Raw genomic sequence first — 13,272 nt, 5'->3', positions numbered from 1 at the left:
TTTGCAGTGCCGTTGATGGGGCCGCAATCGCCGAAAGAGATCTTGAGGAAACTATAAAACAGGAATACAATACATTCCTGTCGAACAATCATAATGCAGCCAATCAGAATGTGTGTGCGGCCGTTCAATTTATCGAATACCTACAAAATGAACCAGACATAAAACATCTGGCCGAAAAGATCGCCCTCATTATTAGCAAGGGCGCAGGCGTTGGCGGCATTAGTAACCGCGCAGCCACACCCGCTGAGCGTGCTTTGATGGTTAAAGGAATTAATTATTCTGTCAGAAAGGGTACTGCAAAAAATTACTTCTCATTAGAATTCATTGGCCTTGAAAACTACGTTGAAAAGCATCGGAAGTTTGTTCAACAACTACGGGATGGCGCCATTCAAATTAATCGAACTAATCTGTCTCCGCTAAATGTACCTAAAAATCCAATGTATAGAGGTACCTTTCCTGTGGCTCCCGTGGTTCATACATATCATCCCTTGGCCGTGTCTGATTATTATAGAGCCCTAAAACTAGATACAAAAACAGTCAGGCCACTTCTGTCGACTAATCCAGATGTCCCCGATGATTCAATAGATGTCTATTGGGTGCCTCAAATAAGAGATACAGGGAGTCTTGACGCAGAAGCAGGGGCAGGAGGGCTTGATTTGATGCGGTATCACTATTGGGTTTCTCCGGATGGTCAGCCTTGGGATGGACAAGTGTGGTCAAAAGGTATAGCGGCCCCCTTGGGGGAGACATTAAACCAGGACTGGGGAGCAACAGGACAAGTTTCTGTCCACCTCGATGATGCCGAGGTCATGGTCTCCTCCCCCGATAATTATTCGATTAATGGACTGTTGCCGAATGCGGAAACAAATGTAGCATTTTGGTCATTAGTTCAAAATCCGAACACAGGACGATATGCTTTAACTTTGCATTGGCTGTTAAATGGAACCGATCATAATGCCCTGTCGGAGATGTTAAATCGCGCACGAAACTTCAGCGCCTTGGGCGATTGGATTAATGGATACCCTTCATTAAAAAAACTCTATCATTTTGCGTTTTGATCTGTAGTAGTCCGGCTCACCCCCCTTGTCTATCGGGGGGGATTTTTCCATGTGCGTCCAATATTTTCCCCTAGAGAAACATCAAAAAGATAATGATCTGAGAAAAATGATTCAGCAGGTAACTAGGAAAGATCAAAAAACCAAGAAGCAAAACAAAAATAGCTATAAGAACAAGGACACTTTGGAGGCTTGCGCGTTTTAATTCGTTTGACTGGGGGGCAGAATGCGGTGGCTTATCAATAAATAGCGCCTTTAAAATTAACAAATAATAAGCAGCAGAAATAACTGAATAAATAACACCAACGAATACCATAGAATAGCAATAGTTGTCTATGGCTGACAGCAAAATCAGTAACTTTGGAACAAACCCTGGCAACGGAGGAAGGCCCGCCATAGACAGAAGCATAAAGCCCAAAAAACAGGCAATAATCGGATGCTTTCTTCCAACGCCATTAAGATCAGAAAGACAGTCGACCTCTTTCCCTAGTTTTTCCAAATACAGAATGCCCCCAAAAAAACCAAGCGTTGCCAGTATGTACAAAAAAAGATAAACAAAAGATGACACAAGACCACGATTGTCGGCAACAGAAAGACCAATCAAGGCAAAGCCCATATGCCCAATCGAGCTATAAGCGACTAAACGCTTAATGTTCTGCTGTGTTAACGCAGCGATGGACCCCAAAGCCATAGACAGCATAGCCATGGCAGCAATGACCCCCCCCCATAATTCCCCAAATCCAGAAAAGGGCCCAAGCAACAGTCGTGCCAATACAAAAAATGCAGCAAGCTTGGGTACGGTTGCCAAAAAAGCGGTAACCGATGTCGAGCTCCCTTGATAAACATCCGGTGCCCACATATGAAATGGAACGACCGATAGCTTAAAGGCCAGCCCCGCCAAAATAAAGATCAAACCAGCAAATGAACCAATGAAATCCTGATTAAAGACGGTCACTTCTTTAAAGAATCGGTTTAATTCCTCAAAACTAGCAGTCCCCGTAAACCCATAAACCAAACTACATCCATACAAAAACAACCCCGAGGACAGCGCCCCCAATATGAAATACTTTAAAGCAGCTTCGCTTGATTTATTTTTTTTATTCCGTTTCATACCAACCAGAACATACAAACATAAGGACTGAAGCTCTAGTCCCATAAAAAGAACGAGCAAATCGTAAGCTGAGATCATCACGCACATCCCGACAAGGGAAAGCAGCATTAAAACCGGGTATTCAACGTTATTAACAGTGTTATTTGACTGAGAGATCGGATTGAGAGATAAAATGAAGAATGTAATGCTAAATAAAAATAATTTTATTATAATGGTGAAAGGGTTATTGATAAACATTCCGCTAAAACTTATATGCTTACCGGTAGGCAATAATAAAAGACAAAAAATCGCTATAATGCATGAAAGTTGCGCCCAGCCAAAAGAAAACCGCGCAGAATTTTTTGGGGACAGAAATAAACCCACGAACAGCAGGACGAGAGAGCTACCCCCCAAAAAGACAGCAGGTAAAACAGTCCCTATAGTAGGGATCAATGCAACGGGCGGCGCTAACATCGGGGATTTCTAACCTGCTTAATCAAAGCCTCGACATGCGCAATGGGCGTTTTCGGTAGAATCCCATGGCCCAAATTAAAAATAAATGGCCCATCAGATAATTTTTCCAAAATAGAGTCAACGTCAGTTTCAAATCCACCAGCCATCAGCTTTTCGGGGGACAAATTCCCCTGAACCGGCGCCACAGATTGCACGTTATCCCTGGCCCATGCACAATCAACGGAATGATCAATTCCAAACGCAAGATTAGGGATCATTTGGGCAAGCGCCGGATAATGGTCCGCCACGCCCTTGCCGTAATAAATAATGGGCACATCCGGATATGATTGCCTGATCGCGTGAATGATTCTTTGTAATGGCCGCCATAACCATGCTGGCCGGTCAAGCAAAGGGACGACATGCGCCCAAGAATCAAAAATCTGTACAACATCGCATCCTGCCTGAATTTGCTGAATCAACAAGGTCACTATGTTGTTTTCCAGCAGGCGAATAAGACGATCAAAGGCGCCATCAAGCTGCTTTGCAAATTGGACAGTCCCCGAAAAATCCTGCGTCTTTCCACCCCGAAGCATATATGTTGCAATCGTCCAAGGGGATCCCGCAAACCCAATCAGCGACTTCGATGAACACAATGATCCCCTGACATTTTGAATGGCTTCTAAAACGGGGGTCATTAATTCTTGAATTTCGATATCCTCGGCTTTATCCAAGAAAGAATCCCAATCAACCCTTTCGGAGCCAACCTTTTTTAAGCGCGGGCCATTGCCAGGTTCAAAATGAACGGTTTGTCCCAAAAAATGGGGGATCGTTAAAATATCACTAAATATGATGGCAGCATCAAAATCGAATCGCTGTATCGGTTGTAATGTGACCTTGGCCGCAGCTTCCGGATTCAAACAAAAATCCATAAAATTGGGAAAATTTGTCCGTTCAAGTTGATATTCGGGCAAATACCGCCCAGCTTGCCGCATAAGCCATATTGGCGGGATATTTTGTTGAATCCCCTTTAAAGCGGCAGCCAGTTTTTTCATAAAGCTAATCCAGTTTTAAGGCTTGTCGCTGAAGGATAATTAATTCCTGTGTCCCTTGTTTTGCCAGGCTCAACATCGAATTAAATTCTTCTTCGGAAAATGGATGTTTTTCTGCAGCGACCTGTATTTCAACTAATTTGCCTTTTCCGGTGATTACAAAATTCGCATCCGCTTGGGCTGATGAATCTTCTTTGTAATCGATATCAAGCATCGGTTGACCATTGATCATACCACAAGACACAGCAGCAATTTGGTCCGTCAATGGCATAGATGGTATTCTTTTTTGGGCTACTAATTTTTGCAATGCCTGGTAAAGGGCAACATAGGCCCCCGTGATGCTGGCCGTTCGCGTTCCACCATCTGCCTGAAGAACATCACAGTCAATCCGTATTTGACGTTCTCCCAAAACTTTTAAATCAACAACAGCACGAAGCGCGCGCCCTATAAGGCGTTGAATTTCCTGGGTGCGTCCTGTTTGTTTGCCCCTGGCGGCCTCTCTGTCGATTCGCTCTGGCGAACAACGCGGTAACATTCCGTATTCAGCAGTGATCCAGCCCGCGCCTGTATTACGCAAAAATGGGGGGACTTTTTCTTCGATTGTTGCGGCGCAAACAACATGCGTATCCCCGAACTTAACGAAACAGGACCCTTCTGCATATTTAACAAAACTGGGACCTAAAAAGACGGGGCGAAGTTCATTCACTTTGCGATTTTGAAAGCGCATATAATTTCCTTTGGATTGCATTATCAAAGCAATCCTACAAGTTCTTTGGGTAATCTTACAAGGCTGTTTTACGGGGAAATTGTGAAAATGGGCATTTGATTCGGTGGTGAATCGAAAATGGCTCCCCGGGACGGACTCGAACCGCCGACCCAGTGGTTAACAGCCACTTGCTCTACCGACTGAGCTACCGGGGACCATGTATTCTTATGTACCATAGACCCCCCTTGGTTGACAAGGTTTTTTTAGTGTGTGTGCGGGTTCGCATCAGACTTAAATGTTGCATGTTAACCAAATATTAATTAGTTTTATGCAAACTATAATAAACAAATCATTTTGAGGAATCTAAAATGAAAATTAAAAATTTAAGTAAATTGCTTATATTGAGTACTGCATCAATAGTATCGGCCATGGCATCATCATTACCATCAACGATGATCAACGATCTTGCAAAACCTGGCATTTCAAAACTGCAGCCCGAAAAAGATCAGGTAGCTCAACTGCAGGTTAATCAGGCATTAAAAAACGCGGTACAAAGGAACAAAAAAGAGATAGTTGAGTCTCTGCTCAATTCTTCGAGTGAACAACTGAGACCTGATCAAAACACCCTTATAGGGGAATATAACAGCTATGAAGGACGAAGAAATCCCGTCATACAAGATATACTGCAGCAACATATATTGCCCTTGCCATCATACTTGATGAATGATGATGAAAAACTGAAATTAGAGAAATTGCAGAACACCAAAAATGATTTCAACGTTTATCGTGACTTACAAGACGCCGCTAAGTCAGGTCAACAAGCGTTAGTGAGGCAGTATCTGTTAAAAAATCGCCATCATGCCAAAGTTGCATTAGAGGCAGCAAGTGAAATTGGCGATAAAGATATGATCGAAATGGTGATGCCGTGGATTGAGCTCTCTCAAAACGATTTTAAAGAAAATATTGGCATGGCATTAGTCGCAGCAGCCAAAAACAACCAACGAAACATCGTTGAAACATTTTTAAAATCACCGTTTGATCAAAAGCACATTAATTGGGCGTTAGGAGCAGCAACTGCACGTGGTCATAAGGCAATAGCGGAATTACTACTCGATCAACCTGTTGGACACTTAAAGCCCAATCAAGAGGGCATTGATAATGCATTAGAGCGGGCTGCATGTAACAAATTTCAAGATATTGTTCGGTTGCTCATTACTAGACCGGATGGCCCGAGTCAAGACAGCGTTAATCAAGCATTAATGATGACATCCGGACCCGGCAGTCAAGCAACCATTGAGATATTATTAAAAGAAGGGCTTTTGCATCCGGATCTCGAAACTATTATTGCAGCTTTCAAAAAGGCTACAACGTATACTTATTCCAATGAGTATGAATTTCTTAAAAGCACAGCTTTAGCCCTTGCGGCATATGTTCCTGAGGCAGTAAAACTAAACCAAGGGTACGAGGTATCTTGGCAGGCTCTTAAACAGAATGAAATTTTAGTTACACTACAACAAGATTTTAACCACGGTTTTTTTGATCAAAACGGTATTAATAATGCTCTGGAAAAGGCCACAACACTTGGCATGCAGGACATCATCGCATGGCTATTGAGCCTATCGCCGAATAAAGCCCCCGATCAAGACGGCATGCTGCATGCAATGTGGGCGGCGGCTCGAATAAAAGAATTTAATAACGTACCAATAATTAAGCAATTACTAGAATCGAATAAACATAATCTACTCAATCAGGACATTATTAAAAGTGGGTTAGTCCTATCAACGGGCGAGTTTGGTGTGGAATCATCAGATAAGGTGGGTAATGTGGAGGCAGTTAAGTGCATACTAAACAATCCATCATTGCCACCTGATCAGGATAGTATAGGTGAAGCATTATCAATGGCAGCTGCTCGTGGTCAAAAGGAAATAGTTTCTTTATTGATCGGCGCCACACCAAACCATAGTCAAGAGACTATCGATCAGGCACTAAATCGGGCGTCAGCAAACGGCCATTTACCAGTGGTTGAATTATTGTTAAATCAAGATGTCAGCTTCAAAGCCAGCTTGACAGGCATAAGCAGGGCCCTCACAACAGCAGGACAATGCTTACAACCAGAAGTAATTGCATATCTTCTAAATTTGCCAGCGGACCAAATACCTGATCAATATGTTGTTGTTGAGGCATTAAATGGGGCAGCCAGAGGCGAGACTGATAACCAAGAGAAAAAACAAGCCACGCTTGCCTGTTTATTAAATTGCCAGTCTGCGCAATTAAGGCCAAAACGCCTGATCAGGGCGGCATTATACAAGTTTACCGTGATATGGTTAATCCCCAAGGCCAAATGATGATTAATGGTAGAGCAAACTATGATCGTAATCGTGACGCAATTTTTAACATTATAGAGCAATATGTACCGCCACAAGAACGACAAAATCAAAGACACGGACAAGGCGCCGCAGCGCAACCTCAAGGCTTAGCTTTTGAGATTCATAATTATTCTGATACAGCAGTAACATCTTCAGCTTCAGGTTCCGCATCGCCCAGAACCCAAAAATTAATTGATGCAGTATGGAGTAATCTCGAGCGGCGTATTCAGAAACCCATGCCTTATGCGGCTGCACAAGATTTTATAAGCAAAACCATTGATCAGTTTATCCCAAAAGAACAGTGGGCTTTGGCAAAACAAGCAGCATTTTATCGTTTAGCAGACGATCGTAATTACGAACAACAATTAAGCTTGGCCGCGACCTTTATCCAAACGTTACATCCAGAAGTAGCAGGCCAGTGGATACAAGGATTTGTGCTTGAGTCGATTACAGCGTATCAAAACAGCAGCAATCCGGAAAGTTGCAGCAAGGGCATACGTGAACGCATTGCAACCGGGCTTAGGGGCATTGATTCTGAGCTCGATGCTTTGTTTGCTCAGCCTGAAGGAAAACTTCTAATGCACAAGTGGTTAAATATCTGGAATTTACAAGGCATTGATGATACAGCCAAGCAAAGACTGGCAGAGCAACTCAAGACTGAAGGTGTTAATAGCGCATCCACTGCAATTGACGCTGCCAAAGCCTTTCGGATTATTGCAAGAAAGCAATTAGAAGCACATGGACTGCAATCTGATCCAGATGAACTGGCTTCGGTAGAGGCGATTGCAGACATGGTGCAAGAGCATTATGAAGCTGAGCTTAAGCGGTTCATGTGATATCTGAGCTCGACGTAAGAAAGGCTAACAATACCAGGTAAATCCTGGGTTGCTCAAGGCTTACGCTCCTCGCAATTGTATCGTTGCGGGGAGGGCGAAGCTCGAAGAAGCAACCCAGAAATCGCCCCGAACGCATAAAGATTTATTGAAAATGGCATTACGTTGGCAAAGATTCTTTTAGAGATCGCGTTTTCCTCACATCAGCTAAGCCTTCAGGTGTACCAATATCTCCCCATGAGCCTTGATGGACAAGCCCAAATAAGCGTTTTTCTTTTTCGACCTGGTGGAAAATAGTCATGACAGAAAAGGCTTTCTCAACCGGTATCACAAAAGGCACATTAAAAAGAGAGGCCCTCATCATGTATGCTCCCGAATGAACATAGGGGGCATGTGCGTTATCCCCCCGATAAACAAGGCGATCATCCTCTCCCAAAAAATAATCCCCTCGGCCTGTATATCCAATCGCTTTTTCTTTTGGCACAACAAGCAACAGAATATCCATTTCCTTAAGATCAAAAAATGTTTCCAGGCGTTTCAAGGCGGGTGCACCTTCGTCCTGTCGCCAGATATCCCCATTGAGGACAAAAAATGGCTCATCACCAAAATACGGACTCGCCTTTAAAATGCCACCACCCGTTTCCAGAATGTCCGGTTCATGGGAAATAATAACCTGAGGATAATATTCATGAACATGCTGATGAATTTGATCTGCCAAATGGTGGGTATTGATCACGATTTTCTGGCTTCCGACAGCCATTAGATCATGCACAGCCCTGTCCAGACACGTGGAGGGCCCAATCGGGATTAACGGCTTTGGTGTGGTGTCTGTCAGGGGCCTTAGTCGTTTACCAAAGCCAGCGGCCAGGATCATTCCATTCGTCATGTTCAATCAACTTAGATATAAATATTCATTGGGAATACGTTAACATGTTTCTTGTATCGTGTCTTTTTGCTAGACTCACACAAAGAAAGTTTTTAAAAGGATAGCGAAATGGGATTAAGTATGGGGCATCTTGTTGTCTTGATGGTTATTATTCTGGTCGTGTTTGGCGCAGGAAAATTACCACATGTTATGGGAGATCTTGCAAAGGGGGTTAAGGCCTTTAAAGACGGATTAAAGGAAACAGACGATCCTGATAATAAGGCCTAAGGGCGCTAAAATATTGAGTTAAAGAGGCCCTATTGTCGGCGAAATTTGCTTTATGCAGCGCGGTTGGAATGTCTTGCGTGCCGAGGATCGATTCATGGCAAATCCCTATTCTGGCCACCTTGTATGTTTTGGTACCATTAGCAACGGCCATAGCCCACAACCACGAATCATCATCGGTTGGACACAAATCCGTAAATTTTTCGGGATGGTCAAAATCCGGATAAAAGCTGTTTGGCGGAATCAGCATCCCATGCACACCTTGAGCCATAAAAGTAAAAGACGGATCAGCCTGGGGCGATAAGTCTTGTTGGCTTCCCGTAAAATGCCACTGACTTGCATCCATAAGCAGCTTTCCGGATGCCGATGTCAGCCGAATCCCATCTGTACAAACAATCGCGTTCGGGTGTTCTGCATGACCATTGAGTAGGCCTTCTAATCGGTTTTCAGGATAGATTGTATCATCATCGGCTGCAATCAAAATGGCATTCGGATATTTTTTTGTGGCAGGGATGACTTTTAAATAAACCTTCAGGTTTTCGTCGCACCAATTAATCTCAAGACCCCGTTTTTGCTGCATTTCAATGGAAAGAGGTATTTTTTGATCTGGAAAATCCCCCCTAAATAAATTCAAAACAATGCGATCGGGCTTAACGCTCTGCCTCATCAGCGATTCAATAGCCAAGCAGATCGTCGGCATTCGCGCAGGATAGGATGTCATCGTCACAATGACCTCAGGATTTCGTCGCCCCGCTTCTGGCATCACACCCGATGGTTGGCTGCAAAAATCCTCCCACGCATCAGGCGATCCGACAAAATAATTCTGATACAGATTAACCCGAAAATGTTTGGCAACCTCGCGCGAAAAATGGGGAGCATCTTCTATTCCTGCTGCGTAAACAAACCCGGAAAGAAAGATAAGAAAACAACACCGAAACATCACGGCGGGGTAACCTGAACCTGGATCACTTTTGTTCCGGCCGGCAAGACTCCGCTCGACTTAAACCAAATGCGTTCCCCTGGCAAAATATGATGCCTGTCCAATTGGTGACTCCATTCCCCCCTGACACAAACAGGCTGACCTTGCTGTTGATCGCTTGAGCCAAGCTCATCCGCCGTGCAATCCCCAAAAACAATGATCTTTAGCGGACGCAATGGCAAGGATACGGAATTTTTATTGGCAATTTCCCCCTCGACAAGGGCGATTAATTGCCCGTCCTCGGAAGGCTGCAAATCATATTGAACATTTTGCGAAACCAATGGCTGTTGCCGAGGCGACAAGCTGGCAGGCCTTGGCGATCCATTCGACGCAGAAAATGAATCCCAATAAGCACAAAGATCTGCGCGATATGTAAATCCAAAGAAAGACACGCCCCCCAGGACAACAAGATACAAAACCCATTTAAAAAACATCCATGCATAATTGCGTTTCCGAGGGGGACGATAGCCATCAATGGATTTTGGCCTGAGCGTGGGTTGGATTTTTTGTGCGGAAAAATCCCTTGAGCCTTCTTCTCTATAAAATTGCCGATACGCGTTCTGATTAGCCTGTGAATCCCGACCTCCAACAGCCAGCCACCATTCGTGGTCACATCGCCCACAGGATAAAATCCACCCTTCTTCCCCGGTGCCCAAATGCTTTAGGGGGGGCATCTCCACAGAATCAAGGTTGTATTCTGTATTACAATGAGGACATGTGACGATCACGACTACCTACTTTTCATTTCTTGTGATCTCGAGTTTTGCAAGCTCTACCCGGGCGCGAATTTCAATTTCATTCATAATGCCTTTGAGGCCCGGATCACTATTGTCATAGTGACTATTATCCAACAATACAACCAATTTTTCCAATGATTCCTTGCCAAGATTTTGATTAATCAGCCCGACCTTGAGTTGCTCCAATTGATCAAGAATATCATTCCCCCTGTCAATGGTCTTTTGTTCTGATAAATTTGTATGCTCCAAAGCAAAAAACAACGCATCAAAAGGCTGGATATTAATCGCCGAATGCATCGCGACAGAGGGCTGCGCGGACGGGGATTCCTCGTCAACCGAAAAAGCATTCTCTTTCTTTTTCTCCGCCTTTTTAACGGGCGCTAAATTTCTGGTGGTAGCAATGCTCCGGATATCCATCAACAGTCAAGTCTCTTTAATAATTTAAGGTGCGTGAATAACACTACCATATCGTGTAAGCTGACAATACGTATATTTATCCAGCGTTTTGTTCACTAATGCGTTTTGAATCTCTTCTGCAAGAAATAGAACAAATTCCCGATGTTCACCTATTTGGAACCGTTGTCAGTATCCAAGGGCTGGTCATAACAGTTGCTTTTGCCAGCAAAATATTGACCATTGGATGTCAGTGTTCCGTTGAAATTCAGCCGGGCAAACGAATGCCAGCCGAGGTGATCGGCTTTAACGAAAATCATGTGCTGGTAATGCCCTTTGGGGATATTCGTGTCGTTCATTTGGCCAGTCGAGTATATTTCAGTCACACACAAGCCTGCGCATATCCTCATGTGTCGTGGACGGGGCGCGTGTTAAATGCCCTGGCGGAACCAATCGATGGGGGACCACCCTTGCTAAAAGGGTTAGAGCCCGCCCGACTTCACAATACCCCGCCGCAGTCCCATTGCCGTTCAAAGGTGGAAGAGCGTTTAGATGTTGGCATTCGTGCCATGAATACGTTCCTGACCTGCTGCGAGGGGCAGCGAATGGGTATTTTTGCCGGCTCTGGTGTTGGGAAATCAATGCTGATGTCGATGTTGGCGCGTTTTACCGCGTGTGACATTTGTGTGATTGGATTGATCGGTGAACGGGGACGAGAGGTCAAAGAATTTCTAGAAGATTCATTGGGTGAGGAAGGGCTTAAAAAAAGCATTGTGGTTGTGTCAACATCGGATGAGCCAACCTTAATGCGACGACAAGCAGCCTATTTAACGCTATCGATCGCAGAATATTTCCGGGATCAAGGTTTATCGGTCCTGTGCATGATGGACAGCGTGACACGTTTTGCCATGGCCCAGCGTGAAATTGGACTGTCCTCTGGCGAACCCCCAACGACAAAGGGGTACACACCAAGCGTCTTTGCAGAACTTCCCAAATTACTGGAACGGGCCGGCCCTGGCACGATGACTGAAAATGGAAAAACAGGCACGATCACCGGCTTTTTTACAGTGCTTGTCGATGGCGACGATCATAACGAACCGATCGCCGACGCGGTCCGGGGGATTTTGGACGGTCACATTGTTTTGGATCGGTCCATCGCGGAACGTGGACATTATCCAGCCATCAATATTTTGCGAAGCATCTCGCGAACCGTCCCCGGGTGCCACACGCCGGTGGAGCAAAAAATCGTCAAGGAAGCGCGTCAGATTTTGGCCACCTATGAAAATATGGCGGACATGATTCGCCTTGGCGCCTATCGCCCGGGCAGCAATCCAGAGGTTGACCAAGCCATCAAGCTGTATCCGGATTTGATGGCTTTCTTGGCCCAGAATTTTAATGATCAAACGTCCCTAGAAGAATCTTTTGCTAGGCTGAAGAATGCTCTATAATCACAAAAAACTTTGTTATGAGATAAACGATGATTGTTGTTGCTGCACTTTATAAATTTGCTCCCCTTCATGATTTCAGGGATATGCTTGCCCCCCTTAAAAAGGTTTGCGAAGAACAAAAAATCAAAGGAACCCTTTTGTTAGCAGCCGAAGGGATTAACGGCACCGTTGCAGGTCCACGGGATGGTATTGATGCATTGTTGGCGCACTTAAAACAAGATCCACGCCTGGCTGATTTAGAACACAAGGAAGCAGTCGCCGATGACTATCCTTTTTATCGACTAAAGGTCCGCCTGAAAAAAGAAATTGTGACCTTGGGTGTTGATGGCATTGATCCCAACAAACAAGTTGGTCAATACGTCGATCCAAAAGATTGGAATCGCTTAATCAGTGAACCAGATGTTGTATTGATCGATACACGGAATGATTACGAAGTCGGCATTGGAACGTTCGTCGGCGCGATCGACCCTGAGACAAAAACGTTTCGGGAATTTCCTGGTTACGTTAAGCAAAACCTTGATCCACAAAAACATAAAAAAATCGCCATGTGGTGCACGGGTGGTATTCGTTGTGAAAAAGCATCTGCCTATATGTTGGCCGAGGGATTCGAAGAAGTTTATCATTTAAAAGGTGGAATTTTAAAATATCTAGAGGAAGTCCCACCAGAAGAAAGCTTGTGGCAGGGGGAATGTTATGTCTTTGATCACCGTGTATCTGTTGGTCATGGGTTGATCCAGGGGCATTACGAAACATGCTATGGTTGTCGCCTGCCTATATCCGCCGCAGACAAAGAATCCGAACATTATAAGGAGGGTGTTTCATGTCCGGCCTGTTATTCAGCCACAACCGAACAGAAAAAACACCGATTTGAACAGCGTCAATATCAGATCCATCTGGCTGCATCCAGGGGGCAATGTCATATAGGGCGCTAGGCGCACAATGGCATTCGGTTAAAGAAAAAAGCACGAACTTCTCTCCCCGCACCCCCCGTCATCCCGCGACTTGATCGCGGG

The 13,272-nt window shown here is 44.6% G+C and carries 13 protein-coding genes and 1 tRNA gene; 6 read left to right on the top strand and 8 right to left on the bottom strand.

Annotation, left to right across the window (positions count from 1 at the left end; all coding sequences use genetic code 11):
- Positions 1-1,058 (top strand): hypothetical protein (locus NTX76_02900; protein ID MCX7338218.1); only part of this gene is annotated, 1,058 nt, incomplete at its 5' end.
- Between the two features lie 70 nt (positions 1,059-1,128).
- On the opposite strand, the gene NTX76_02895 is transcribed toward NTX76_02900, so the two are convergent.
- The 4 genes from NTX76_02895 to NTX76_02880 form a co-directional block, all read right to left on the bottom strand.
- Positions 1,129-2,619: an NADH-quinone oxidoreductase subunit N gene (locus tag NTX76_02895; protein ID MCX7338217.1), complete on the bottom strand. Its 1,491-nt coding sequence runs from the start codon at positions 2,617-2,619 to the stop codon at positions 1,129-1,131.
- Positions 2,613-3,650, bottom strand: coding sequence for a uroporphyrinogen decarboxylase (hemE, locus tag NTX76_02890; protein MCX7338216.1), 1,038 nt, complete (start codon positions 3,648-3,650; stop codon positions 2,613-2,615). The genes NTX76_02895 and hemE overlap by 7 nt, the downstream gene beginning before the upstream one ends.
- A 4-nt stretch (positions 3,651-3,654) precedes the next feature.
- The gene (gene rph / locus NTX76_02885) at positions 3,655-4,374 is read right to left on the bottom strand and encodes a ribonuclease PH (protein MCX7338215.1); all 720 of its coding nucleotides are present in this window, start codon (positions 4,372-4,374) and stop codon (positions 3,655-3,657) included.
- Between the two features lie 118 nt (positions 4,375-4,492).
- Positions 4,493-4,568, bottom strand: a tRNA-Asn gene (locus NTX76_02880).
- Between the two features lie 153 nt (positions 4,569-4,721).
- On the opposite strand from NTX76_02880, the gene NTX76_02875 reads away from it, so the two are divergent.
- A complete protein-coding gene (locus NTX76_02875) occupies positions 4,722-6,698 on the top strand; it encodes an ankyrin repeat domain-containing protein (GenBank protein MCX7338214.1) in 1,977 nt (658 codons plus the stop codon).
- Positions 6,674-7,555: a hypothetical protein gene (locus NTX76_02870; GenBank protein ID MCX7338213.1), complete on the top strand. Its 882-nt coding sequence runs from the start codon at positions 6,674-6,676 to the stop codon at positions 7,553-7,555. The genes NTX76_02875 and NTX76_02870 overlap by 25 nt, the downstream gene beginning before the upstream one ends.
- 157 nt (positions 7,556-7,712) lie before the next feature.
- Here NTX76_02870 and NTX76_02865 read toward each other — a convergent pair whose 3' ends face one another.
- Positions 7,713-8,438 carry a nucleotidyltransferase family protein gene (locus NTX76_02865; GenBank protein ID MCX7338212.1) on the bottom strand — a complete coding sequence of 242 codons (726 nt, stop codon included), beginning with the start codon at positions 8,436-8,438 and terminating at the stop codon, positions 7,713-7,715.
- A gap of 108 nt (positions 8,439-8,546) precedes the next feature.
- On the opposite strand from NTX76_02865, the gene tatA reads away from it, so the two are divergent.
- Complete coding sequence (gene tatA / locus NTX76_02860) at positions 8,547-8,705, top strand: twin-arginine translocase TatA/TatE family subunit (GenBank protein ID MCX7338211.1); 159 nt, start codon at positions 8,547-8,549, stop codon at positions 8,703-8,705.
- Here tatA and NTX76_02855 read toward each other — a convergent pair.
- Genes NTX76_02855 through NTX76_02845 form a run of 3 tightly spaced genes read right to left on the bottom strand, consistent with a single transcriptional unit; the run spans position 8,659 to position 10,835 of the window.
- On the bottom strand, positions 8,659-9,642 hold the full coding sequence (locus NTX76_02855; protein MCX7338210.1) for a hypothetical protein: 984 nt from the start codon (positions 9,640-9,642) through the stop codon (positions 8,659-8,661). The genes tatA and NTX76_02855 overlap by 47 nt on opposite strands.
- On the bottom strand, positions 9,642-10,409 hold the full coding sequence (locus NTX76_02850; GenBank protein MCX7338209.1) for a hypothetical protein: 768 nt from the start codon (positions 10,407-10,409) through the stop codon (positions 9,642-9,644). The genes NTX76_02855 and NTX76_02850 overlap by 1 nt, the downstream gene beginning before the upstream one ends.
- A gap of 6 nt (positions 10,410-10,415) precedes the next feature.
- Positions 10,416-10,835, bottom strand: a complete 420-nt coding sequence (locus NTX76_02845) for a hypothetical protein (protein ID MCX7338208.1) — start codon at positions 10,833-10,835, stop codon at positions 10,416-10,418.
- Positions 10,836-10,933: 98 nt separating this feature from the next.
- On the opposite strand from NTX76_02845, the gene fliI reads away from it, so the two are divergent.
- Positions 10,934-12,259 carry a flagellar protein export ATPase FliI gene (fliI, locus tag NTX76_02840; GenBank protein MCX7338207.1) on the top strand — a complete coding sequence of 442 codons (1,326 nt, stop codon included), beginning with the start codon at positions 10,934-10,936 and terminating at the stop codon, positions 12,257-12,259.
- Between the two features lie 29 nt (positions 12,260-12,288).
- Positions 12,289-13,191, top strand: a complete 903-nt coding sequence (locus tag NTX76_02835; GenBank protein ID MCX7338206.1) for a rhodanese-related sulfurtransferase — start codon at positions 12,289-12,291, stop codon at positions 13,189-13,191.
- Positions 13,192-13,272: the final 81 nt, after the last annotated feature.

This window comes from Alphaproteobacteria bacterium (genome assembly GCA_026400645.1).
GTDB lineage: Bacteria > Pseudomonadota > Alphaproteobacteria > Paracaedibacterales > CAIULA01 > JAPLOP01.
Note: the sequence above shows the minus strand (reverse complement) of the source record. Positions and strands in the feature narration are given on the sequence as shown.

What these genes read in the sequence shown, in the direction of transcription:
- NTX76_02895 (MCX7338217.1), bottom strand. Translation starts at nt 2,619, where the DNA reads ATGTTAGCGCCGCCCGTTGCATTGATCCCTACTATAGGGACTGTTTTA.
- hemE (MCX7338216.1), bottom strand. Translation starts at nt 3,650, where the DNA reads ATGAAAAAACTGGCTGCCGCTTTAAAGGGGATTCAACAAAATATCCCG.
- rph (MCX7338215.1), bottom strand. Translation starts at nt 4,374, where the DNA reads ATGCGCTTTCAAAATCGCAAAGTGAATGAACTTCGCCCCGTCTTTTTA.
- NTX76_02875 (MCX7338214.1), top strand. Translation starts at nt 4,722, where the DNA reads ATGAAAATTAAAAATTTAAGTAAATTGCTTATATTGAGTACTGCATCA.
- NTX76_02870 (MCX7338213.1), top strand. Translation starts at nt 6,674, where the DNA reads ATGGTTAATCCCCAAGGCCAAATGATGATTAATGGTAGAGCAAACTAT.
- NTX76_02865 (MCX7338212.1), bottom strand. Translation starts at nt 8,438, where the DNA reads ATGACGAATGGAATGATCCTGGCCGCTGGCTTTGGTAAACGACTAAGG.
- tatA (MCX7338211.1), top strand. Translation starts at nt 8,547, where the DNA reads ATGGGATTAAGTATGGGGCATCTTGTTGTCTTGATGGTTATTATTCTG.
- NTX76_02855 (MCX7338210.1), bottom strand. Translation starts at nt 9,642, where the DNA reads ATGTTTCGGTGTTGTTTTCTTATCTTTCTTTCCGGGTTTGTTTACGCA.
- NTX76_02845 (MCX7338208.1), bottom strand. Translation starts at nt 10,835, where the DNA reads ATGGATATCCGGAGCATTGCTACCACCAGAAATTTAGCGCCCGTTAAA.
- fliI (MCX7338207.1), top strand. Translation starts at nt 10,934, where the DNA reads ATGCGTTTTGAATCTCTTCTGCAAGAAATAGAACAAATTCCCGATGTT.
- NTX76_02835 (MCX7338206.1), top strand. Translation starts at nt 12,289, where the DNA reads ATGATTGTTGTTGCTGCACTTTATAAATTTGCTCCCCTTCATGATTTC.